Source organism: Staphylococcus carnosus (genome assembly GCF_900458435.1).
In the GTDB taxonomy this organism is placed as follows: Bacteria; Bacillota; Bacilli; order Staphylococcales; family Staphylococcaceae; genus Staphylococcus; species Staphylococcus carnosus.
The window spans coordinates 1276272-1298464 of the sequence record NZ_UHCT01000001.1 but is presented as its reverse complement, the minus strand read 5'-3'; the positions used below and the strand labels follow the sequence as shown (position 1 = coordinate 1298464).

The following is a 22193-nucleotide window of genomic DNA, read 5'->3' as shown; positions in this document are numbered from 1 at the left end:
CTATTCCACAAATTCAAACTCTCCGCCAAGTATTCTAACAATGTCGCCATTTTTAGCACCGCGTTCTCTAAGTGCATCATCAATACCCATTGAACGCATTTGACGAGCGAATCTTCTTACAGCCGGATCACTATTAAAGTCAGTCATCTTGAACATACGTTCAATTGCTTTACCGCTCACAACATATGCTGCATCATCATCACGTGTAATTGTAAATGTATCTTGTGATGGAGTATGTTTATATAACACTCTGTTAACACCGAGTGCTTCATCATCTTCTTTAGTAAAGTCAACGTCCTTATATTCATCTAACTTATCAGCAATTGCATAAAGTAATTGATCAATATTTTCTTTAGTATAAGCAGAAATCGGGATAATCTCTACATCATCGCCTACTTCTTCTTTAAATAATTCTAAATTATCTTCAGCATCAAGCAAGTCCATTTTATTCGCTACAACAATTTGAGGTCTATCTTCTAAGTGTTGACCATAAGACTCCAATTCTTTATTGATTGTTTTGTAGTCCTCTAATGGATCTCTTCCTTCCGATCCGCTCATATCTATAACATGCACAATTACTTTTGTTCTTTCAACATGTCGTAAAAATTGATGTCCCAAACCGACACCTTCTGAAGCACCTTCAATTAAACCAGGCAAATCTGCTAATACAAAACTTCTACCATCTGGTGTAGATACGACACCTAAGTTTGGTTTAATTGTTGTGAAGTGGTAAGCGCCTATTTTAGGTTTTGCTTTTGAAACAACAGATAGCAACGTTGATTTTCCTACACTTGGAAAACCTACTAAACCAACATCTGCTAATAATTTCAGTTCTAAAGTTACCTCTATTTCTTCACCTGGTTCGCCATTCTCACTGAAATCTGGTGCTGGGTTTCTCGGAGTAGCAAAACGTGAATTACCACGGCCGCCACGACCGCCTTTAGCGACTACTGCACGTTGACCTGCTTCTACTAAATCTGCTAGTACTTCTTCAGTTTCTGCATCTTTAATTAAAGTACCTGGCGGTACTTTAAGCACAAGATCTTCTGCATTCTTCCCGTGCATGTTGCTGCCTTGTCCGCCTTCACCGCGTTTTGCTTTGAATTGACGCTGGTATCTGAAATCAAGTAATGTTCTTAAACCTTCATCAACTTCAAATATAACAGAAGCACCACGACCGCCGTCTCCGCCTGCTGGCCCTCCGAATGGAACATATTTCTCTCTTCTGTATGCTGTAATTCCATTACCACCGTCTCCGGCTTTTAATAATATTTTGACTTGATCGACAAACATGTTTCTCACCTCTTTTTTATTATTTTCTGTTTGAAATATCTTAATTATTATATCATTTTTCCCGTATACAGAGAAATAAAGACAAAAATAAAACACCAGAAGTATGACTTCTGGTGTTACGTTAACAAAAATTACTCAGCTACAGCGTATACTGAAACTTGTTTTTTGTCACGGCCTTTGCGTTCGAATTTAACAACGCCGTCGATTTTAGCGAATAATGTATCGTCGCCACCACGACCTACATTTTCACCAGCGTAGATTTTAGTTCCGCGTTGACGGAATAAAATAGAACCGCCTGTTACGAATTGACCGTCAGCACGTTTAGCGCCAAGACGTTTAGATTCAGAGTCACGTCCGTTTTTTGTAGAACTTACCCCTTTTTTAGATGCGAAGAATTGCAAGTTTAATTTTAACATCTGAGTACACCTCACTTATAATTTAATTTTATATTATCGTGATACTCATCTTCAATCGTTTGAAGTGAGACGAGCATTGCTTGCAAGATTAATTGCGCTTTTTCATCGTTAAGTTGAACACTTCTGTAATGGAAATATCCTCCATCATCATCGTAATCAATATCAGGTCTTTCAGATGTTAATCCCATGATGGCGTTAACACTTCCAAACAAAACTGCTGAGGCACCAGCACAGACAATATCATGACCATACTCGCCATGTTCAGCATGACCATCCATGATGACATCTGTTACTTGACCTTCTTCATTTAACGATATGTCAATATTAATCATTATTAAGCGTTGATTTTGTCAATTGTTAATTTAGTGTATGGTTGACGATGGCCTTTTTTACGTTTAGAGTCTTTACGACGTCTGTAAGTAAATACAGTAATTTTTTTACCGCGACCTTGTTTATTTACTGTAGCAGATACTGTAGCACCTTCTACTGTTGGAGCACCAACTTTTACAGCGTCTCCACCTACAAATAATACTTTGTCAAAAGTAAAAGCATCGCCTTCATTTACGTCTAATTTTTCTACGTAGATTTCTTGACCTTCTTCTACTTTAATTTGTTTACCGCCTGTTTCGATAATAGCAAACATACTTTGCACCTCCTATATAATAAGTCACGCCATATATAGGTGATATTTTATCAATATACTTATACCTATATTTGAGCGGTTGTATGTAGCTATAAACTACTCAACTGCTAAAGCTTACCATCCTCAAGCCTTTCTGTCAATTGGAGAATCTAATTTTTTAATAAGTTTTCTTGTTGGCACAAATAGAATGAGTAATAATAATAAATTAATTACTGCTGTTGGTATGATTCTGAAAAGGATAAAATCAAAGAAGTTGAATTGTATAATGCCTAACAAGCCATAAATGATAGTTGTATAAATTTCAAAAATAATGATAAAAATCCAAATTCCAAAGAAAACCATTGTGTGATCTCGATAATATACTTTAAAGAAATAATCCATCAAAATAACAAATAGTAAATATCCGAAAGTATTAAGTCCATAAATTGTTCCATAATACAAATCTGTAGTCAGTCCGAATATAATTGCTAAAGTAACCGCAATACTTGGTTTCTTATATATAGTAAGAATCAGTAAATACATCAGTAACAGATGCGGTACAAAGATGATTTCCTTACTTCCTATATCCATAGGTATTATCAGTGCAATTATCGAATCAACGTAAAATAGAAATGCACCAAATAAAAAATAGCAGAATGTGCGCATTATTGCTCACCGCTTTCATCTGGTAACGTCTTTGGATTTCTCTTTGCAACATATACATGATCTAAATCACTTAAGTTTGCAGCTGTTTTAACACGTACTTCTTTAGCAAGTCCGTATTCATCATTATCAACTTTCGTAACTTCACCAATATATAAATTACTAGGAAGTTGATTTGCTAGACCACTTGTTACTACCTTATCACCTTTACTGATTTTATCTTTATTATCAATATCACTTATCACGAGTTCGTTAGTTTTACGATCGTAATGATTAATCAATCCAAAAACATTATCAGATTTATGCTGAATATTCACTGAAATTTTCCCAGATCTTGAATTTGTAGAAAGCAAATCAACCTGAGATGAAAATTGGTTTACTTTAGAAATACGGCCAACTAATCCTTCAGAGGTAATTACTGCCATGTTGTTTTTTACTCCAGCTTTCTCACCTTTGTCAATAATTGCTTTATTCATCCATTGGTCTGGGTTTCGAGCAATAACAGTTGAACTAATTGGATCGTATTCTGAAATGTCTTTGATTTTTAATTCTTTTCGAAAATCTTTATTTTCTGCTTTTAAACGTTGGTTTTCTGTTTCTAATTGCTTAATTTTATTAGCATCTTTCTTAGAACTTCCCCCATCAAACAATCCGTTAATTGATCCTGTAACGATATGTATTGGATAGGATATTGCACGTTGCGGAACAGATACTGTATCACCTACATATTGTTCCACAGAAGATTGATGATGTGATCTGATCGATAATCCTATCAAAGCAATAAATAGAATTAGAGAACAGAAAATAACAATTAACTTGTTATTCTTAAAAAACTTGGACAACCTGAACACCTCTAATACCTCAAAATTTCATATCATAACTTATTTTATATTACTGTACCAAGTAATTAAAGCACTAACCCCTTTTATTTATATATACTTTACAAAAAAAGGAGTATCAGCAAATTTATTGCTTCTAAATTTGCTGATACTCTATGAATAACTAGCCCTTTTTATTTAACTTAATAAAAGACTAAAATATTATTTTAAGCTATTAAAACTATTTTTTTGATTTTTCATCACTTTTGTCACTATCTTTTTCGTCTTCTTTATATAGTGTTTCTTCTTTTCTCCATTGCTCGAATAATTTTTGAGCTTTTGATTGTTCGTCAGCATTCTTTCCGTTATTTTGCTTACTCATACATAACCAGCCCTCTCTAAAATTGATTCAACCATAGGTTAACTTAATCATATTTCTTTTTCAAGATAATCACTATGAGACAACAAAATTCTAATACGCATTCATCGGTTTCATTTCAATATTTTGATGGAGTGCATTTAAATCTTGTTGCAATTCAATTTCAGTCGCATAAACACGGATTTCATCGGATCCGAATTGATACATTATAAATTGGTTGCCTCGTTGTCCAATTAAGTATCGGTCATTATAACCCATTTTACTTAAATCGCTGACATGCATAAATTCTTTTTTATTTATCATATTAAATATATTTTTAGTTTGGCTTGTGGGCATATTGTTAAGCAAATCATTTTCTTCCACTGCATAATGTTGACCTGGTTTAAATTCATCAACTGGAACGCTTTCAGTACTATAAGATGAATGAGCCCCTTTATTACCTACAGGATTCCACTCTTGATCTTTTAAAAACGGAGCATACTTCAATGCAAAAAACACGATAACAATGATACCTGCTACAGCGATGATATTTTTTATCAAATTTAAAATAAACCTCATTTTTGCACCGCCTATTATTCTTATCCATTCATTTTAAAATATAGTTTGAATTTATACATCGGCCTAGAGAATGATAACTATAATATGACTCTGGACTGATGCATATAATCAATAAATAAGCTAAAATTAAATAAAAGGAGTGGCATCGATGACAATTTTATCATTAATATTACTTGTATTGCTTGTAGTTTTACTATTTAGAGTTGGATTGTCAATTTTAAGATTTTTAATTAAAGCTGGAATACTTGTATTAATTATATATCTAGCTTACCAAGGTGTCATTTGGATTATGGCATATATACAAAACCATCCGCTTTAATTATATTATAAATTAAAAGACAAAACCTAATTGCGTTTAAGTAATTAGGTTATTTTTAATCGTCAAAGTATCCACCTTCAACCATACTTAAATATTTTGCATCCCCAATTATAATATGATCTAACAATTCTATACCTAAAACTCTCCCGCATTCTTGCAATCGCTTTGTAGTCAGAATGTCTTCTTTAGAAGGTGTGACATCTCCTGAAGGATGATTATGAACTACGATTATCGCATTACTCGACCATTTGATTGCTGCTTTAAATACTTCCCTCGGATGTACAATAGAAGAATTTAAAGTCCCTACAAATATCACTTCATGACGTATTACAACATTTTTTGAATTTAAAAATAAAACTTCAAATTGCTCATGTGTTAAATGCATCATTCTGGATAAAAAATAATCAGCTGCATCCTGAGGTGAAGTTATTTTTACTTTTGTATCTAAATCCGGAATATACATTCTCTCTCCTAATTCAAAAGCTGCTTTTAAAATGATTGCTTTATTCAAACCTATTCCTTTAACTTTCATAATATCATTTAACGATAATAATTTAAGTTCTTTCAAACTCCTTGCCATCTTTATCAAATCTTGTGCTACTTCAATACTCGAATGGCCTTTTCTGCCTGTATTAATTAATATAGCGAGTAATTCTGAATCAGCTAAATGCGCTGCTCCCTTGGCAATGAGTTTTTCTTTCGGTTTATCATTTTCTGGTAATTGTTTAATCATCATGTGCATGCACTCCTACAAATAAAAATATCTAACTAAAAAGGGATAAAAAACAGAAACAAATAAAAAAGATAAAAAAATATACGGAACAAGTGGAATTTTGAAGATTTTCTTTCTCCATATATACATAATAAAAAGCGAAAATACGCCTGCAACTATGAAAGTAATACAAAATAACAAGAAGAAAAATTGATAAGGTGTTACCAGAACAAAAAGTGAAAATACCGCAATATCACCATATCCTATACTGGATTTTGAGAAAAAGAAAAGTAAATGTAAGAGGATTATTAAACCAATTTGATTAATGAAAATATGTTCTGATAATACAATTATTACGATATACATAATAAGAAGAAAGTGTAGCGGGATAGAAAACGTTTGAATATCATATAGTGCCGCGGTTAATAACAGAAGATAGAAAGCTAAAAAAAGATTAGAATTCATACCAAGAAGATGATTGTAAAGTAATATGACAGGAAGCCAGGCGACCAACTCTCCTGCAAAGTGGATAAAAGGAATATTCTCATTACAATAGCGACATTTTCCTTTTAAAAAAATAAAACTGATTATCGGAATTAAATCCAAGAACTGTAAAGTATGATTACATTTTTCACATCTTGAACGTCTTTTCAAATAAGTAAAGTCCAGCCTATTTATATGACAAAATTGTAAAAGAAAACTTTCTAAAATCACACATAGAACTCCTGAAAAAATAATTGACAATATCTGAAACCTCACTTGTATGCTTAATATAGCTGATTATAACGACTTCAAATAATCGAATCAATTATTTTAATTATAAAAAATATTTTTTAACAAAATGGGGCGAATATACTCTATATTTTGATTTTATACATGTATGAAGCATTTAAAATACTAATAAAAAAGATGAAACACAAATTTATTTGCGTTTCATCTCTTCTTTATATATTTAAGAATTAAAATTCACTTTTGCTTTAACTTCACTGATAAAATACAAACTACCTGTAATAATTAAAGCATCACCTTGATAATTTTCGATAAAATCAACATAATTATCAACAAGAATAGGTTCAAATGTTTCAGCCTCTGCTGCAATTTCTTCTTTCGGTTTGGCTCTATGGAAATCAAAGTCAGTCACATAAATATGATCAGAAATTGTTTTCAATTCTTCTAGCATATGTGAAATCGGTTTGCCGCTTACTGCAGAGAATAAAATATCTACGTTTTCTTTGTCATAATATTTTTTCATTGTGTCAATCAGTGCATCAACACTTTCATTATTATGAGCTCCATCAATAATCATTAATGGTTCTTCTTTTACTTTTTCAATTCTTCCAGTCCAGCTTACCTTTTCAATCGCATTAATCATTTTATTGAAATCGAGTTCAATTTGACCTTGTTCAAATAAAATAATAAGTGCAGTAATTGCAAGAGCAGCGTTTTCCTTTTGATGCTCTCCCAACATATTTAAAGCGATATTTTCAAGTTCATAACCTTTAAAGCGATAAATAAATTCATCTTCTTCAGAAACTATTGAAATATCTCTATCTAATTCATATGCAGGCGCATCTTGCTTCTCGGCATATTCTCGTAAATACTTTAAAGCTTCTTCATTTTTGACTGCATATACAAAAGGTACATGATTTTTAATAATATCGCCTTTATCTTTTGCGATATCCAAATAACTAGAACCCAGTAAATCAGTATGATCTAAACCAATGCTTGTGATAATAGACATGATTGGTGCAAATACATTAGTGGAATCATTTTTAATACCTAATCCCGCTTCTATCACCACAAAATCGACTGGACGAATTTCTCCAAAATATAAAAACATCATTGTAGTGATAATTTCAAATTCAGTAGCAGTACCATACTCAGTCTCTGCTTCTAAAGCTTCACTCACTGGTTTAACACGTGATACCAACTCCACAATCACGTCATTACTGACAGGTTCCCCATTCAAACTAATACGTTCATTAAAGGTTTCAATATATGGTGAAGTAAATGTACCGACATCATAACCATTTTCGACTAAGGCTGAACGTAAATAAGCAACAGTAGAACCTTTGCCGTTTGTTCCCCCTACATGGATACCATTTATATGGTTTTCAGGATTGCCTAAACGTTGCAACATCCATTCCATACGCTTAGTGCCTGGTTTAATACCAAACTTATTCCTTTCATGGATCCAATATAAGCTGTCTAGGTAATTCATAATCAGGACTCCTATGCTTTTAATTGTTCAATTCTAGCTTTAACGCTATCGAATTTTTCTTGATAATCATGCTTTTTAGCTTTTTCTTCATTGATGATTTTTTCTGGAGCTTTATTAACAAAGTTTTCATTAGATAATTTTTTATCTACACGATCTAACTCACTTTGCCATTTATCAATTTCTTTTTCTAAACGTGCAATTTCTTTATCCATATCAATTAGACCTTCTAATGGTAAGATAACTTCACCCGCACCGACAACTGAAGTCATAGCTTTATCAGGTGTTTCAATATCAGTAGAAATTACAAGTTCACTTGGATGTCCGAATCTTTCAAGATAATGCTGATTTTCATCTAGCATTTGTTTGATTTCAGCATCTTTCGTTTTAATATAAATCGGAATTGCTTTAGAAAGTGGTGTGTTAACTTCTGAACGTGCTTGTCTCACAGCTTTGATGATTTCAACCACATATTGCATTGCTTGTTTACTTTCTTCGAACATATAAGCTTCTTCAACTTCAGGCCAAGCACTAGTCACAATTGTTTCACCGACATGCGGCAAGTTTTGCCAAATTTCTTCAGTAACAAATGGCATATATGGATGCAGCATGCGCATTGGACGTTCTAAAACATAACTTAAAACTGAACGTGTCACTTGTTTTTGCGCTTCATCTTCACCATTCATCGGTATTTTACTCATTTCAATATACCAATCACAGAATTCATCCCAAATAAAGTTATATAAAGCACGGCCGACTTCACCAAATTCATAGCGATCGCTTAAATCAGTAACCGTCTTAATCGTTTCATTTAAACGTGTCAAAATCCATTTATCAGCTAATGAAAGATTTTTACTTAAATCAATATCTTCAAATTTAAATTCTTCGCCGATATTCATAATACTGAAACGTGCAGCATTCCAAATTTTATTGATAAAGTTCCAAACAGATTCTACTTTTTCTGTTGAATAACGTAAATCATGACCTGGTGATGAGCCTGTAGCTAAGAAATAGCGTAAACTGTCTGCACCATATTCATTGATAACATCCATAGGATCTACACCGTTGCCTAATGATTTACTCATTTTGCGACCATCTTCAGCACGAACTAAGCCATGTAATAAAACATCATCAAATGGACGTTCTCCTGTAAATTCAAGACCTTGGAAGATCATACGAGCTACCCAGAAGAAAATAATATCATAACCTGTTACAAGTGCATTTGTAGGATAATAGCGTTGATAATCTTCAGATTCAACGTCAGGCCAACCTAAAGTTGAGAATGGCCATAATCCGCTTGAGAACCAAGTATCTAAAACATCTTCATCTTGTACCCAATTCTCTGCATCTTCTGGTTCAGTTTCACCTACATAGATTTCTCCAGTTTCTTTATGATACCAAGCCGGTATTTGATGACCCCACCATAATTGACGAGAAATAGTCCAATCTCTGATGTTTTCCATCCATTGATTAAATGTATGTTCGAAACGTTCTGGTACAAAATTAATACGGTTATCCGTTTTTTGATTATCTAGTGCTTGTTTTGCTAAAGGTTCCATATTTACAAACCATTGTGTAGATAAATATGGTTCAACAACTGCGCCTGTTCTCTCAGAGTGGCCCACTGCATGAACATGGTCTTCAATTTTAATCACTAAATCTTGTTCTTTTAAATCTTCTACTAATTGAGCACGACATTCAAAGCGGTCCATACCTTCATATTTGCCTGCTTTATCGTTCATTTTACCTTCTTCATCCATTACAATAATTGATTCCAAATTGTGTCTTTGACCAATTTCAAAGTCATTAGGGTCATGAGCAGGTGTTACTTTCATCGCACCACTACCAAATTCAACATCTACATATTCATCTGCAAGGATTGGTAGTTCGCGATTTACAATCGGTAGGATTACTTTTTTGCCGATTACATCTTTATATCGTTCGTCATCAGGATTAACGACAATAGCTGTATCACCTAACATCGTTTCTGGACGTGTAGTTGCTATTTCAATATATCCTTCTCCATCCGCGTATGGATATTTGAAATGATAAAATTTACCTTCTACATCTTCATGCACAACTTCAATATCTGATAATGCAGTACGTGCTTCAGGATCCCAGTTGATAATGCGCTCACCGCGGTAAATTAGTCCTTTATTATACATATCAACAAATACTTTTCTAACCGCTTTACTTAAACCTTCATCTAATGTAAAACGTTCTCTGTCATAATCTAATCCTAAACCTAGTTTCGCCCATTGCTGACGAATGAAAGATGCATATTCATCTTTCCAACTCCATACTTCTTCAAGGAATTTTTCACGGCCGATATCATGTCTAGAAATACCTTGTTCATTTAATTTTGCTTCTACTTTAGCTTGAGTAGCAATACCCGCATGGTCCATACCTGGTAAATATAATGTATCGTAGCCTTGCATACGTTTCATTCTAGTAAGAATATCTTGTAAAGTTGTATCCCATGCGTGTCCTAAATGCAATTTACCCGTTACATTCGGAGGCGGAATAACAATTGTATATGTTTCTTTTGATTTGTCACCACTTGGTCTGAAATAACCTTTTTCAACCCATTCTTGATAACGTCCGGCTTCTACTTCAGTCGGATTATATTTTGGTTTCATTTCCATTGAATTTCCTCCTTAAAAATAAAAACACCCGTTCCTAAACATAGGACGGATGTTCCGTGGTACCACCTAAATTCAACATAGCATCTGCTATGAAGCACTTATATTGATTAACGCTCAATTACGCTTTATCCTACTTTGTTTCAAATAAAGATTCTAGCGGGCTACCTTCAGCAGTATTATTATACATTCTCACCAACCATGTACTCTCTATAAAATAAATATCTGCATACTCTTCCCGATTTCTATTATTCACTTACTTATTTATAGTATAATAGAACTACAAAATAAGTCAATGAGGTGGTAAAAAAATATGACAGATTGTGCTTTTGGAACAACTGATCCAGTATATATAGAATATCATGATAAAGAATGGGGACAACCGCTTCATGACAGCAGAAAACTTTTTGAATTAATGGCTTTAGAATCCCAACATGCAGGGCTTTCTTGGCTTACTATTTTGAAAAAGCGCCCTGCTTACCGTGAAGCTTTTTACAATTTTGACCCTGAAAAAATCGCCTCTATGACAAATGCAGATATCGATAAGGTTATGGAGTTTCCAGGAATCGTTCATTATCGCAAAAAATTAGAAGCCATTGTGAGTCAAGCTAAAGGTTATTTAGAAATTGAAAAGAAACATGGCAGTTTCAGTAAATTTTTATGGTCATATGTTAATGATCAGCCGATTGACCTAAAATATAAAACACCAGCTGATCGCATTACTGTAGATGAACGCGCTAAACAGATGTCTAAGGATTTAAAAAAATATGGTTTTAAATTTATGGGACCTGTGACCATGTTCTCATTTCTAGAAGCGGCTGGTTTATATGATGCACACTTAGAAGATTGCCCTTTTAAGCCTTCAAAACATTAAATATATAAATTAAATCTTTTAAACGGAGATGTATATAATGAAAATTTTAATTACAGCTTTTGATCCGTTTGGCGGAGAAAAGAAGAACCCTGCATTAGAGGCTATAAAGTTATTGCCAGAACAAATCAAAAATCATCAAATTACAAAATTAGAGATCCCTACTGTCTTTCATAAATCTTCAGATAAAATAGCTGACAAATTAAAAGCAGAACACTTTGATGCGGTTATTGCAATCGGACAAGCTGGCGGTCGTTATAATCTAACACCTGAACGTGTCGGTATTAATATCGATGATGCACGTATTCCTGATAATGAAAACAATCAGCCGATTGATATACCGATTCAACAAGATGGCGCACCTGCATATTTTTCTAACTTACCAGTCAAAAAAATGACGCAAGCAATTAAAGATGCTGGTATTCCAGCTGCTTTATCAAATACTGCTGGTACTTTCGTATGTAATCATATTCTTTATCAACTCGGATATTTGCAAGCGACACGATATCCTGATATTAAATTTGGATTTATTCATGTTCCATTTATTCCAGAACAAGTTGTTGATAAACCTGATAAACCTTCTATGGCCTTAAGCAGTATTGTAACAGGGTTAGAAGCTGCAATTGGTGCCATTTCTGAAGATAATCAAGATATTAAAGAAGCACTAGGTGAAATTCAATAATATAGAAAAACTGCCTCTTTTCAATTCAGAGGCAGTTTTGTTTATTTTTTGGTTGACCGTTCTGTGTAGTTCAAGAAATACTTTATAGCTGGTGCAATAAGGAATAAGATGAAGAATATTCTAAAGATGTGGAAACTAGATATAATCGCTACATCAGCATGAGTTTCTAATGCAACGAGTACAATTTGACTCATTCCTCCAGGTGCAGCACCTAAGAATAAATCATTTAATGACATGTGGTTAAATAAATGAACAAAATATACCATAACGAACGCACATAAAATCAACATGATATTTTGAAAGGCAATTGCCACAGCAACTCTACCTTTCAAATCACTTAATAATTTAGAAATTTGAATTCCGATTCGAATCATATATGCAACTTGTGCACCTGCAATAAGATAATTGTCTAAAGTAAATGTCGCATTTGTAATCATATTCCATGCAATTAAAACTACAATTGGTGCTAATAATTGCTTAGTTGGGAAATTAATTTTATCCATCAAAATATAAACAACTGCTACAGCTACAATTAAGAAGACAATTTGCCAAATTGAAAGTGCTTCGCTGAGCGGTTTCAATTTCACTGCTTTTGCTGCACCGCCTGCTGAACTTCCACTGGACATAAAATATGAAAGCATTGGAATTAAAATCACAACAAATATAATACGTGAGGTCTGAGTGAGACTTACAACTAAAATATTTGCACGTTTATCTTCTTCAGCCATAATCAACATTTGACTTAAAGCACCAGGAATTACACTTAATAACGCAGTTTCAGTATTAACATGTGCAATTTTTTTAAAGAAATAAGCAATCAAAATTGCTAATACCAGCAATAATACTGTAACTAAAATAATAGAAAACCAATTCTGTGCGATATCATTGACTACTGTTTTGGTAAACGTTGAACCGATTTGCACCCCAAGTAAAATCAATCCAAGTTGGCTGATCCAAAATGGCCATTGTATATCCATTTTAAATACTCTGATACATATAATACTGGCAATGATCGGACCAAACATAAATGGCAGCATGATATGCAAAGCTGAAAAAATTAAACTAATAACTACTGCTAATAATAAAACAATCATATTATTAAGCCATTTTTTATTCACTTTTATCACTACCCTTAAATCCGCGACTTCTCTTTCGATACGTTAATGATAACATTTTTCATTATTTCTCGTTACAAAATTGCCCAAAAATAAAAGCACATACCTAAAGGTATGCACTTTTATAGATTTCAAATTTGAATTTAATAATTATTTATTAGTTATTCTTTCAAATGTTTTATCAAACGCTTCGATTGTACGTTCAATATCTTCTTTTGTATGTGCGGTTGATAAGAAAGTACCTTCAAATTGAGATGGTGGTAAGAAGACACCTTCTTTAGCCATTTCACGATACATTTCAGAGAATAATTTCAAATCACTTTTATTCGCTTGTTCAAAGTTAGTCACAGGTCCATCATTTAAGAAATAACCGATCATAGAACCTGCTCTATTTACAGTCATCGGAACATTATGCTTAGCAGCTACTTTTTTCAAGCCATCTTCTAACATATCTCCTAATTCATTGAAGTATTCATAACTTTCAGGTGTAAGCTGACTTAATGTTTCATAACCACTTGTCATTGCTAATGGGTTTCCTGATAATGTACCTGCTTGATAAATTGTACCAACAGGAGCAATTTCATCCATGATTTCTTTTTTACCACCGAATGCACCTACAGGTAAGCCGCCTCCAATAACTTTACCTAAGCAAGTTAAATCTGGAATGACGTCAAAATAACCTTGTGCACAGTTATAACCTACTCTGAAACCAGTCATAACTTCATCAAAGATTAGTAAAGAACCATATTCATTCGTAATATCGCGTAAGCCTTGTAAGAAACCTTCAACTGGCGGTACAACACCCATGTTTCCTGCAACAGGCTCAACGATAACTCCTGCAATATCGTCACCATACAATTCAAAAGCTTTACGAATAGCATCTAAATCATTGTAAGGAACAGTTATTGTACTTTTGGCAGTGCCTTCAGGTACTCCTGGAGAATCAGGTAAACCTAAAGTTGCGACACCAGAACCAGCTTTGATTAATAATGAATCACTGTGACCATGGTAGCAACCTTCAAATTTTACAATTTTGTCTCTTCCAGTATAACCACGAGCCAAACGAATTGTATCTTGTGTAGCTTCTGTACCAGAAGATACCATTCTGACTTTTTCAATAGAAGGAACGCGATCTATCACTAATTCAGCAAGTTTGATTTCTTCAAGTGTTGAAGCACCAAAACTTGTTCCTTTATCAACTGCTTTATGCAAGTTTTCAATTACTTGCGGATTTTCGTGTCCTAGAATTAAAGGACCCCAGCTTAGTACGTAATCAATATATTCATTGCCATCGATATCGTAAATTTTTGAACCTTTACCATGATCCATAAAAATAGCTGGCATATCTACAGATTTAAATGCACGAACGGGGCTGTTTACACCACCCGGCATAAGTTGTTCTGCTTTTTTATAGGCTTCAATAGATTTTTCGTAACCCATCTTAATCCTCCTTCTTATCTAAATAACGGCAGATATCTTTAGAGAAATAAGTAATAATCATATCTGCGCCTGCACGTTTCATAGATGTCATTTGTTCCATTACGATTTGTTCTTCATCAATCCAACCTTGTAATGCAGCAGCTTTAGTCATGCTGTATTCACCACTTACATTATAAGCAATGACTGGTACATTCGTTCTCTCTCTTACATCTCTAATGATATCTAAGAAACTTAATGATGGTTTTACAATCATCATATCTGCACCTTCATGCAAATCACTTTCTAATTCTAATAAAGCTTCACGGCGATTTGATGGATCCATTTGATAAGTTTTACGGTCCCCAAATGAAGGTGTTGATTCTGCAGCATCACGGAATGGACCATAGAAGCTTGAAGCGTATTTAATACCATAACTCATAATTGGAATATTGTAATATCCTGCTTCATCTAAACCTTTTCTGATTTCTGTGACGAAACCGTCCATCATATTACTTGGTGCGATAATATCTGCACCCGCTTCAACTTGAGAAACTGCTGTTTTTACAAGAAGCGGTAATGATTTGTCATTATCAACATCATGAGTATGTTCATCAATTAAACCGCAATGACCATGATCTGTATATTCACATAAGCAAGTATCAGCAATGACTAACATATCTGGATATAATTTTTTAGATTTACGTGTTGCTTGTTGAACAATACCTTCATGCGCATAAGCGCCAGTACCTACGGAATCCTTTTCATTTGGAACTCCGAAGAAAATAACGGCTCTGATACCTAAATCATAAGCTTCTTTTAATTCTTCATCCAAACGATTCAAGCTGATTTGATAAATACCTGGCATGGAAGGAATTTCTTCTTTAACGTCATCTCTTTCCACAACAAATATTGGATAAATCAAATCTTCTTTTCTAACGTGATTTTCTCTGACAAGGCTACGAATTGTTTTATTTGCACGTAGTCTTCTATGTCTATCAAAACTCATTTACGATTCCTACTTTCTTTAATTATTTTTAATAATCCATCAATCGTTTGCTCTTCAGCTATTTTTGCGGTATAACCATATTCTTCTATCTTTTCAAAAGTAGGTCTACCAATAGCATAATAATTATAATTTGAATCAAGATTTAAGTTTTCAGCTTCTTTGAAAAAATTATCTGCAGCAGAAGAACTTGCAAATGCTATGCCATTCGCAAGATTTCTTTTTAATAAAGAAATTGCTTGTAATATATTTTCAGTGTATGCCTCTGGTTCATATAAATCTATTTTGACGACTTCTGCATTTTTTTCTTGAAGTTCTTTTTGTAAAAATGGACGTGCAGCTGCACTGCTCGGAATAATTATCCTATCCCCTTGATTCACTTTGAACTCATCTATAAATCCTTCTTGCGAAAAATTTTTAGGAAAGAAATCAACAGAAATTCCAACTTGATTACAGTAATCTTTCGTTTTTTCACCAATAGCAGCAACGTAATCAACGTTTAATTGTTGAAAATAATCACGGAAATATTTCACCGCATTTTTTGATGAAAATATAATCCAGTCATAATGATGATTTAAAAGCGCTTCGTTAAAAGACAATGGTTTAATCTTAATAAAAGGAAGATGAATAATATCCTCATCTTCACTTTTTATATTGCTGGATTGTGTCATAATCACTGGTGTCTGCATTTGTAATCAACTCCGATGTTTATGAATTACGACTCTTCATTCAGAGCGTCAATAATTTCTTTTGCACCCTGTTCTTTTAATATGTCGCTGACTTCTTTACCAAGTTCAACGGGGTCGTTTCCAGTTGCAGTTTGCTCAAAGCGTTGTTTGCCGTCTGGAGACATAATTAACCCAGTAAAAGTTAAGCGTCCATTATCATCAATTGTCGCATATCCTCCGATTGGAACTTGACAGCTTCCGTTCATTTCTTTCAAGAATGTTCGCTCAGCAGTGACACACTCAGCAACTTCTTGATTATGAACTTTACTCAATAAGTCAAGAAGTTCTGTATCATCGCTTCTGCATTCTATTCCAAGTGCACCTTGGCCGATAGCTGGTACAAGTAATTCAGGATCTAAATATTCAGTTACAATATCATCAGACCAACCCATTCTGCGTAATCCAGCTGCTGCTAAAATGATTGCGTCGTAGTCTTCAGTTTCTAATTTACTCAAACGCGTATCAATATTACCACGAATCCATTTAATTTCTAAATTAGGATATTTCGCTAAAATTTGAGCACCGCGTCGTAAAGAACTTGTTCCTACAATACTTCCATCTGGTAAATCTGCTAATTGAACATGATTTTTCGAGATAAATGCATCAAGTGGAATTTCTCTATCAGGAATACATCCTAAAGTTAATCCATCTGGCAATTCGCTTGGCACATCTTTTAATGAGTGAATGGCCATATCTATTTCATGATCGAACAACTCTTGTTGGATTTCTTTCACAAATAAACCTTTACCGCCAACTTTAGATAATTGTTTATCTACGATACGGTCGCCCTTAGTTACTATTTCCTTTATTTCTATATCTAAGTCAGGTTCTACTTTCTTTAATCTTTCAATAAATTGACGACTTTGCGTCAATGCTAATTTACTTCTGCGCGAACCAACCACAAGCTTACGCATGTTTATTCCTCCAATTCAATCTGGTCATTCACTAACCAAAAAAGTTTGGGAAGTGAGAGATAAATATTAAGTTAAACATACTGAACATATATATCAACATATTAAATAAGACTTGGTTTAAAGGACTTACCCATTTTTTAGTACGCAAAATTATATATACGGCATAGCAAATCATTAAAATAATAGATGAAATGACTTTTGGATCAAGTAAGATTGCTAAACCAATTGTTTGAAAGCCCCACTGTGCACCTAGAATTACACCGATAACCAAAATAATTAAACCGATGAGTGTTGAATAAAACATCATTTTTTCCAGGTTATACACACTGCCTATTCTAAAATATTTTTGGTCAAAATGCTTTTGTTTAAGGTTACGATACTGAAGTACATATAGAGCACCGTTAACAAACGCTAATGAAAATAATGCATAACTGATAATAGCCAATGATACATGAATAATTAATAACTCATGATTCACATTAAACTCAGCATGCTGAATAAACGTTTCATTCGGTCGGAATGTATGAATGGTCATAACAACAAAGCCAATTGCATTGAACAAAAATATCGAAAAATCCAGTTGTTTAACAACACTGATTACTATCGAAATAGATAATATCAGCCAATTTAAAAAATAGAATACATCAAAAACGGAACCTAAAGGAACCGATTGCACACTATTCACATATAAAGACAAAGAGATTGTTTGAAACAACCAAACAATCCCCAATGTATAAAAACCTAACATTCTAATTTTATGATTCTTCTTAAAAAAATCATAAAAGTAGCAAGAAATACTGAGTAAATAAATTAGCAACGTTACTTCATGGAAGCGTACGAAAAATATATCTTGCATATCATCACCATACTAAGGCTGTTTATTCAAAACCTAAAATATGTCTTGCCGAGAGTTTTCGTTCTTTTTTCGCTAGACTCTTTTTATATTCACTTTCAGCTTCGATATCGAAAATGTTTTGAAACAGCTCTAATTTTTCACTGCTATTCTTATCATTACTCAATTCTTTAGCCTGTTTAATAGGGTCTTTCAACATTTGATTGATAATACTTTTAGTATGTTTAGAAATCACTTTACGTTCGCGTTCGCTTAAATCCGGTAATTTTCGATCAATGCTATCCATTGTATCTTGTTGAATATGCATTGCTTTTTCGCGAAGTGCACGGATTACAGGAACCACACCTAACATATTAACCCAATCGTTATGTTCATTAATCTCTGCTGGTATTTGTTCAGCAATTTGATCTGCAGCTGCTTGACGTTCTCTTAAGTTTGCATCTACTAAGCCTTTCAAATCATCTATATCGTAGCTGAATACATTCATATCTAATTCAATTGCTGGATCTATATCTCTAGGTACCGCAATATCTATTAACACCATAGGCTCATGACGACGTTGGTCTAAAACATTATTCATCATTTCTTGAGTAATTACATAATTTTGTGCACTTGTTGAACTGATTACAATATCAGCATTAACAAGTAATTCATTTAAATTACTTAAATCTGCATATTGTGTTTGATGTTTTTCAGCAAGTTGCTGTGCACGTTCTTTAGTTCTGTTCACAACTGTAATATTATCGATTCCAGCACCCAACAAGTTAAGCAATGAAAGTTCGCTCATCTCGCCTGCTCCTACAATTACAGCATGTTTTGATTTTAAGTTTCCAAACACTTTTTTAGCTAATTCTACTGCCGCATATGAAACACTGACTGCATTATCAGCAATATCAGTCTCATGATGCGCACGTTTTGCGAAAGTAATCGCTTGCTTGAACAAATGATTGAAAATTGTTCCAGTCGTACCTTCTTCTTGAGCTATAAAGAATGCATCACGCATTTGGCCTAAAATCTGCGTTTCCCCCAACACAATAGAATCTAGTCCAGCAGTAACTCTAAATATATGCTCTACAGCTTCATCCCCGACAAAAACTTCAGACATCTCTTTGATTTCATCAACTTCTAAACCGAACTTACGCGCTAAAAAGCGTTGGATATAATAACGTCCAGTGTGTATTTGGTCTGCAACCGCATAAACTTCAGTACGGTTACAAGTTGATAAGATAACATTTTCTAATATCGATTTAGTTTCGAATAAATCGAGATGCGATTCACGTATGGCATCAGCTTTGAAAGCAACTTTTTCTCTAAGTGCTACATCAGCGGTACGATGGTTGATGCTTATCGCAATTATATGCATTTATAACGCCCTCCATACTATTGACAATACTATCATTATAACACACATGATTAAGCCATAAAGATATCAATTCATATTAATGATAAATATTCTAATCTAGCAATTTATCCATTCATAATTTCGACAAAATTATGGTTGTTACTTACTTAATAAGACAAAAAAACGACACTGATTTTGATATTTTTAAATTAAACAGGTTCTAACTATCAATTATAATTACATTTCCCTGTTTCGAGAAAAATAATAGTCGCTTTTTTAATAATATTATCATGTAATAATCATTATAAATATCTTTCGATAGCATCCCAAATAACTTGCTGATTTTTATTGGTTACTGAAGAATAACTGATAATTGTATCTTCTTCTTCTAGTTCCAATTTATCTTTTATATTTTTTAAGTGTTTTTGAACTTTACCTTTTGCGATTTTATCTTCCTTAGTTGCAATGATTAAAACGGGAAGATCATAATATTTTAAGAAATCATACATAAGTACATCGTCTTCTGTTGGATTATGTCTGATATCAATTAATTGAACAACCACTTTTAATTGCTCACGCTGCGTAATATATTTTTCAATCATTTTACCAAATTGTTCACGCTGTTTTTTACTTACTTTCGCATAACCATATCCAGGAACATCTACAAATATCATTTGATCATCAATATTATAAAAATTTAATGTTTGCGTTTTTCCAGGCTGTTGTGAAGTACGTGCCATATTTTTGCGGCCTATCATACTATTGATAAAGGTAGATTTACCTACGTTTGAACGACCAGCTAATGCGACTTCTTCTAACCCTGTTTCAGGATATTGTTCTGGTTTAACAGCGCTGATTAGCAATTCAATATTATTTGGATTAACTTTCATGTTTTCCCTCTTTTCTCATTATCTTTCTCACCATTGTCGCGTTACATTATATCAGATAACCACACAAAATTGATATAATTCCAACAACAAAAAAATACACTTCAAACTACTCAGTATTGAGTAATTCGAAGTGTAAGGTTAATTAATCAACTAAGCTGAAGTTTTTTCTAAATTAACTTCGTTACCTTCAGCATCATATAATTCCGGATTAGCTTCATTATTAATTGTATTATCTGTAATGACAACTTTTGCAACATCATCAGATGATGGGATATCATACATAATTTCAATTAATGATTCTTCAATGATTGAGCGTAATCCACGTGCACCTGTTTTACGTTCGATTGCTTTTTCTGCAATAGCAGTAAGCGCTTCTTCAGTAAACTCAAGTTCTACATGGTCTAACTCAAGCATTTTTTTGTATTGTTTAACTAATGCATTCTTAGGTTGAGTTAAGATATTTTTCAATGCAGCAATATCTAATGTTTCTAAGTTTGCAACGATTGGAATACGACCAATAAATTCTGGAATTAAACCATATGATTGTAAATCTTCAGGACGAATGTGTTCAAGTAAAGCACTTTCGTCATATTTAGCTGCTTCATTGCTTGCAAAACCAATTACTTTTTCACCTAAACGACGTTTGATGACTTCATCAATACCATCAAAAGCTCCGCCTAAGATGAATAAGATATTTGTTGTATCAATTTGAATGAATTCTTGGTTTGGATGCTTACGTCCACCTTGTGGCGGTACACTTGCAGTAGTTCCTTCAAGAATTTTAAGCAACGCTTGTTGTACACCTTCACCAGAAACATCACGTGTAATTGATGTGTTTTCAGATTTACGTGCAATTTTATCTATTTCATCGACATAGATAATACCTTTTTCAGCTTTATCGATGTCAAAGTCTGCTGCTTGGATTAAACGTAACAAGATGTTTTCTACATCTTCACCAACATAACCTGCTTCAGTTAAGCTAGTAGCATCTGCAATTGCAAATGGTACATTTAATGTTTTAGCTAAAGTTTGTGCTAGTAATGTTTTACCACTACCAGTTGGTCCGATTAATGCCACATTACTTTTTTGCAATTCAACTTCATTATCTTTTGGTCCAAGCTGTTGAATACGTTTATAGTGATTATAAACAGCAACAGATAAAGATTTTTTCGCTTTATCTTGGCCAATAACATAATTATTAAGTTGATCCATAATTTCTTTAGGAGTCGGTAAGTCTGTAAATTCTTCTGTAGCTGTTTGCGCTAGCTCTTCTTCTACGATTTCCGAGCATAATTCGATACATTCATTACAGATGTAAACACCGCTTCCAGCAACAAGTTTTTTAACTTGATCTTGGTCCTTGCCACAGAATGAGCATTTTAATTTTTCTTCATCTTCATTGAATTTGAACATTATTTTTTACACCCCTATTCCATAAAGACTATACTAAAACACTCTCAATGTTGCAATTGATGTGTTTATAACCTTTATAAATAATACTAAACTTGCACCTTTTCATATTAACTTGGGTAATAAAGTCTCTATAAAGGCGATTCAGTATATATGTCTATTTAAATTAAATCTTATGTCCTTGATATATTTCTCATAATCCGAATATATCATGAATACCAACTTATGCAACAATGTTGCTTACAAACACTATAGCATAAGTAATTTTAAATCGAAATTATTCCGATTATAAATCAACTGTAGAGGATGAGATAGCAATTGAATAA

The 22193-nt window shown here is 33.3% G+C and carries 24 protein-coding genes and 2 other annotated features; of the genes, 3 read left to right on the top strand and 21 right to left on the bottom strand.

Features of this window, described 5'->3' with window-relative positions:
• From obgE to DYE31_RS06185, 8 genes are all read right to left on the bottom strand, one after another.
• On the bottom strand, window positions 1–1293 hold the full coding sequence (gene obgE / locus DYE31_RS06215; RefSeq protein ID WP_015900502.1) for a GTPase ObgE: 1293 nt from the start codon (window positions 1291–1293) through the stop codon (window positions 1–3).
• Between the two features lie 131 nt (window positions 1294–1424).
• Window positions 1425–1709 (bottom strand): 50S ribosomal protein L27, encoded by a 285-nt coding sequence (rpmA, locus tag DYE31_RS06210; RefSeq protein WP_015900503.1) that lies wholly within the window; start codon window positions 1707–1709, stop codon window positions 1425–1427.
• Window positions 1710–1720: 11 nt separating this feature from the next.
• On the bottom strand, window positions 1721–2041 hold the full coding sequence (locus DYE31_RS06205) for a ribosomal-processing cysteine protease Prp (RefSeq protein WP_015900504.1): 321 nt from the start codon (window positions 2039–2041) through the stop codon (window positions 1721–1723).
• A gap of 2 nt (window positions 2042–2043) precedes the next feature.
• Entirely contained in the window at window positions 2044–2352 is a 309-nt protein-coding gene (gene rplU, locus DYE31_RS06200) for a 50S ribosomal protein L21 (protein ID WP_015900505.1), read from the bottom strand.
• A gap of 12 nt (window positions 2353–2364) precedes the next feature.
• Window positions 2365–2443 (bottom strand) — a sequence feature (ribosomal protein L21 leader region).
• Between the two features lie 32 nt (window positions 2444–2475).
• Window positions 2476–2997 carry a rod shape-determining protein MreD gene (gene mreD, locus DYE31_RS06195; RefSeq protein ID WP_015900506.1) on the bottom strand — a complete coding sequence of 174 codons (522 nt, stop codon included), beginning with the start codon at window positions 2995–2997 and terminating at the stop codon, window positions 2476–2478.
• Window positions 2997–3836 (bottom strand): rod shape-determining protein MreC, encoded by an 840-nt coding sequence (mreC, locus tag DYE31_RS06190; RefSeq protein WP_041612981.1) that lies wholly within the window; start codon window positions 3834–3836, stop codon window positions 2997–2999. The genes mreD and mreC overlap by 1 nt, the downstream gene beginning before the upstream one ends.
• A gap of 217 nt (window positions 3837–4053) precedes the next feature.
• Window positions 4054–4194, bottom strand: coding sequence for a hypothetical protein (locus tag DYE31_RS12750; RefSeq protein WP_015900508.1), 141 nt, complete (start codon window positions 4192–4194; stop codon window positions 4054–4056).
• A 90-nt stretch (window positions 4195–4284) separates the two neighbouring features.
• Complete coding sequence (locus tag DYE31_RS06185; RefSeq protein WP_015900509.1) at window positions 4285–4749, bottom strand: DUF4930 family protein; 465 nt, start codon at window positions 4747–4749, stop codon at window positions 4285–4287.
• A gap of 148 nt (window positions 4750–4897) precedes the next feature.
• Between DYE31_RS06185 and DYE31_RS12745 the strand changes: the two genes are divergently transcribed.
• Window positions 4898–5068, top strand: coding sequence for a hypothetical protein (locus tag DYE31_RS12745; protein WP_015900510.1), 171 nt, complete (start codon window positions 4898–4900; stop codon window positions 5066–5068).
• 55 nt (window positions 5069–5123) lie between these two features.
• On the opposite strand, the gene radC is transcribed toward DYE31_RS12745, so the two are convergent.
• The 4 genes from radC to DYE31_RS06165 all read right to left on the bottom strand — a co-directional run bounded on the left by radC (window position 5124) and on the right by DYE31_RS06165 (window position 10643).
• Window positions 5124–5804, bottom strand: a complete 681-nt coding sequence (gene radC / locus DYE31_RS06180) for a RadC family protein (protein WP_015900511.1) — start codon at window positions 5802–5804, stop codon at window positions 5124–5126.
• A gap of 12 nt (window positions 5805–5816) precedes the next feature.
• Window positions 5817–6494, bottom strand: a complete 678-nt coding sequence (locus DYE31_RS06175; RefSeq protein ID WP_050731407.1) for a prepilin peptidase — start codon at window positions 6492–6494, stop codon at window positions 5817–5819.
• A gap of 238 nt (window positions 6495–6732) precedes the next feature.
• Window positions 6733–8001, bottom strand: a complete 1269-nt coding sequence (locus tag DYE31_RS06170) for a bifunctional folylpolyglutamate synthase/dihydrofolate synthase (RefSeq protein WP_046099219.1) — start codon at window positions 7999–8001, stop codon at window positions 6733–6735.
• A gap of 11 nt (window positions 8002–8012) precedes the next feature.
• A complete protein-coding gene (locus DYE31_RS06165) occupies window positions 8013–10643 on the bottom strand; it encodes a valine--tRNA ligase (protein ID WP_115314372.1) in 2631 nt (876 codons plus the stop codon).
• Window positions 10644–10681: 38 nt separating this feature from the next.
• Window positions 10682–10895, bottom strand: a binding site (T-box leader).
• A 58-nt stretch (window positions 10896–10953) separates the two neighbouring features.
• Here DYE31_RS06165 and DYE31_RS06160 point away from each other — a divergent pair.
• Together DYE31_RS06160 and pcp are read left to right on the top strand one after the other, a co-directional pair.
• Window positions 10954–11514: a DNA-3-methyladenine glycosylase I gene (locus tag DYE31_RS06160; RefSeq protein ID WP_053463905.1), complete on the top strand. Its 561-nt coding sequence runs from the start codon at window positions 10954–10956 to the stop codon at window positions 11512–11514.
• Window positions 11515–11551: 37 nt separating this feature from the next.
• Window positions 11552–12193 (top strand): pyroglutamyl-peptidase I, encoded by a 642-nt coding sequence (gene pcp / locus DYE31_RS06155; protein WP_015900517.1) that lies wholly within the window; start codon window positions 11552–11554, stop codon window positions 12191–12193.
• Window positions 12194–12234: 41 nt separating this feature from the next.
• Here pcp and DYE31_RS06150 read toward each other — a convergent pair whose 3' ends face one another.
• The 9 genes from DYE31_RS06150 to clpX all read right to left on the bottom strand — a co-directional run bounded on the left by DYE31_RS06150 (window position 12235) and on the right by clpX (window position 21870).
• On the bottom strand, window positions 12235–13311 hold the full coding sequence (locus DYE31_RS06150) for an AbrB family transcriptional regulator (RefSeq protein WP_015900518.1): 1077 nt from the start codon (window positions 13309–13311) through the stop codon (window positions 12235–12237).
• Between the two features lie 147 nt (window positions 13312–13458).
• On the bottom strand, window positions 13459–14748 hold the full coding sequence (gene hemL, locus DYE31_RS06145; protein WP_015900519.1) for a glutamate-1-semialdehyde 2,1-aminomutase: 1290 nt from the start codon (window positions 14746–14748) through the stop codon (window positions 13459–13461).
• 1 nt (window position 14749) lies between these two features.
• Window positions 14750–15733: a porphobilinogen synthase gene (gene hemB / locus DYE31_RS06140; RefSeq protein WP_015900520.1), complete on the bottom strand. Its 984-nt coding sequence runs from the start codon at window positions 15731–15733 to the stop codon at window positions 14750–14752.
• On the bottom strand, window positions 15730–16419 hold the full coding sequence (locus tag DYE31_RS06135) for a uroporphyrinogen-III synthase (RefSeq protein ID WP_015900521.1): 690 nt from the start codon (window positions 16417–16419) through the stop codon (window positions 15730–15732). The genes hemB and DYE31_RS06135 overlap by 4 nt, the downstream gene beginning before the upstream one ends.
• 26 nt (window positions 16420–16445) lie before the next feature.
• Window positions 16446–17372, bottom strand: a complete 927-nt coding sequence (gene hemC / locus DYE31_RS06130; RefSeq protein WP_015900522.1) for a hydroxymethylbilane synthase — start codon at window positions 17370–17372, stop codon at window positions 16446–16448.
• Window positions 17373–17403: 31 nt separating this feature from the next.
• Complete coding sequence (locus DYE31_RS06125) at window positions 17404–18228, bottom strand: cytochrome C assembly family protein (protein ID WP_015900523.1); 825 nt, start codon at window positions 18226–18228, stop codon at window positions 17404–17406.
• 22 nt (window positions 18229–18250) lie between these two features.
• Window positions 18251–19588, bottom strand: coding sequence for a glutamyl-tRNA reductase (gene hemA / locus DYE31_RS06120; RefSeq protein WP_015900524.1), 1338 nt, complete (start codon window positions 19586–19588; stop codon window positions 18251–18253).
• A 281-nt stretch (window positions 19589–19869) separates the two neighbouring features.
• Window positions 19870–20457: a ribosome biogenesis GTP-binding protein YihA/YsxC gene (yihA, locus tag DYE31_RS06115; RefSeq protein WP_015900525.1), complete on the bottom strand. Its 588-nt coding sequence runs from the start codon at window positions 20455–20457 to the stop codon at window positions 19870–19872.
• Between the two features lie 150 nt (window positions 20458–20607).
• The gene (clpX, locus tag DYE31_RS06110; protein ID WP_015900526.1) at window positions 20608–21870 is read right to left on the bottom strand and encodes an ATP-dependent Clp protease ATP-binding subunit ClpX; all 1263 of its coding nucleotides are present in this window, start codon (window positions 21868–21870) and stop codon (window positions 20608–20610) included.
• Between the last annotated feature and the right edge of the window lie 323 nt (window positions 21871–22193).

Excerpts from the sequence above, each read along its gene's own strand:
- obgE (WP_015900502.1), bottom strand. The coding sequence starts at position 1,293 with ATGTTTGTCGATCAAGTCAAAATATTATTAAAAGCCGGAGACGGTGGT.
- rpmA (WP_015900503.1), bottom strand. The coding sequence starts at position 1,709 with ATGTTAAAATTAAACTTGCAATTCTTCGCATCTAAAAAAGGGGTAAGT.
- DYE31_RS06205 (WP_015900504.1), bottom strand. The coding sequence starts at position 2,041 with ATGATTAATATTGACATATCGTTAAATGAAGAAGGTCAAGTAACAGAT.
- rplU (WP_015900505.1), bottom strand. The coding sequence starts at position 2,352 with ATGTTTGCTATTATCGAAACAGGCGGTAAACAAATTAAAGTAGAAGAA.
- mreD (WP_015900506.1), bottom strand. The coding sequence starts at position 2,997 with ATGCGCACATTCTGCTATTTTTTATTTGGTGCATTTCTATTTTACGTT.
- DYE31_RS12750 (WP_015900508.1), bottom strand. The coding sequence starts at position 4,194 with ATGAGTAAGCAAAATAACGGAAAGAATGCTGACGAACAATCAAAAGCT.
- DYE31_RS06185 (WP_015900509.1), bottom strand. The coding sequence starts at position 4,749 with ATGAGGTTTATTTTAAATTTGATAAAAAATATCATCGCTGTAGCAGGT.
- DYE31_RS12745 (WP_015900510.1), top strand. The coding sequence starts at position 4,898 with ATGACAATTTTATCATTAATATTACTTGTATTGCTTGTAGTTTTACTA.
- radC (WP_015900511.1), bottom strand. The coding sequence starts at position 5,804 with ATGATGATTAAACAATTACCAGAAAATGATAAACCGAAAGAAAAACTC.
- DYE31_RS06170 (WP_046099219.1), bottom strand. The coding sequence starts at position 8,001 with ATGAATTACCTAGACAGCTTATATTGGATCCATGAAAGGAATAAGTTT.
- DYE31_RS06165 (WP_115314372.1), bottom strand. The coding sequence starts at position 10,643 with ATGGAAATGAAACCAAAATATAATCCGACTGAAGTAGAAGCCGGACGT.
- DYE31_RS06160 (WP_053463905.1), top strand. The coding sequence starts at position 10,954 with ATGACAGATTGTGCTTTTGGAACAACTGATCCAGTATATATAGAATAT.
- pcp (WP_015900517.1), top strand. The coding sequence starts at position 11,552 with ATGAAAATTTTAATTACAGCTTTTGATCCGTTTGGCGGAGAAAAGAAG.
- hemL (WP_015900519.1), bottom strand. The coding sequence starts at position 14,748 with ATGGGTTACGAAAAATCTATTGAAGCCTATAAAAAAGCAGAACAACTT.
- hemB (WP_015900520.1), bottom strand. The coding sequence starts at position 15,733 with ATGAGTTTTGATAGACATAGAAGACTACGTGCAAATAAAACAATTCGT.
- DYE31_RS06135 (WP_015900521.1), bottom strand. The coding sequence starts at position 16,419 with ATGCAGACACCAGTGATTATGACACAATCCAGCAATATAAAAAGTGAA.
- hemC (WP_015900522.1), bottom strand. The coding sequence starts at position 17,372 with ATGCGTAAGCTTGTGGTTGGTTCGCGCAGAAGTAAATTAGCATTGACG.
- DYE31_RS06125 (WP_015900523.1), bottom strand. The coding sequence starts at position 18,228 with ATGCAAGATATATTTTTCGTACGCTTCCATGAAGTAACGTTGCTAATT.
- hemA (WP_015900524.1), bottom strand. The coding sequence starts at position 19,588 with ATGCATATAATTGCGATAAGCATCAACCATCGTACCGCTGATGTAGCA.
- yihA (WP_015900525.1), bottom strand. The coding sequence starts at position 20,457 with ATGAAAGTTAATCCAAATAATATTGAATTGCTAATCAGCGCTGTTAAA.
- clpX (WP_015900526.1), bottom strand. The coding sequence starts at position 21,870 with ATGTTCAAATTCAATGAAGATGAAGAAAAATTAAAATGCTCATTCTGT.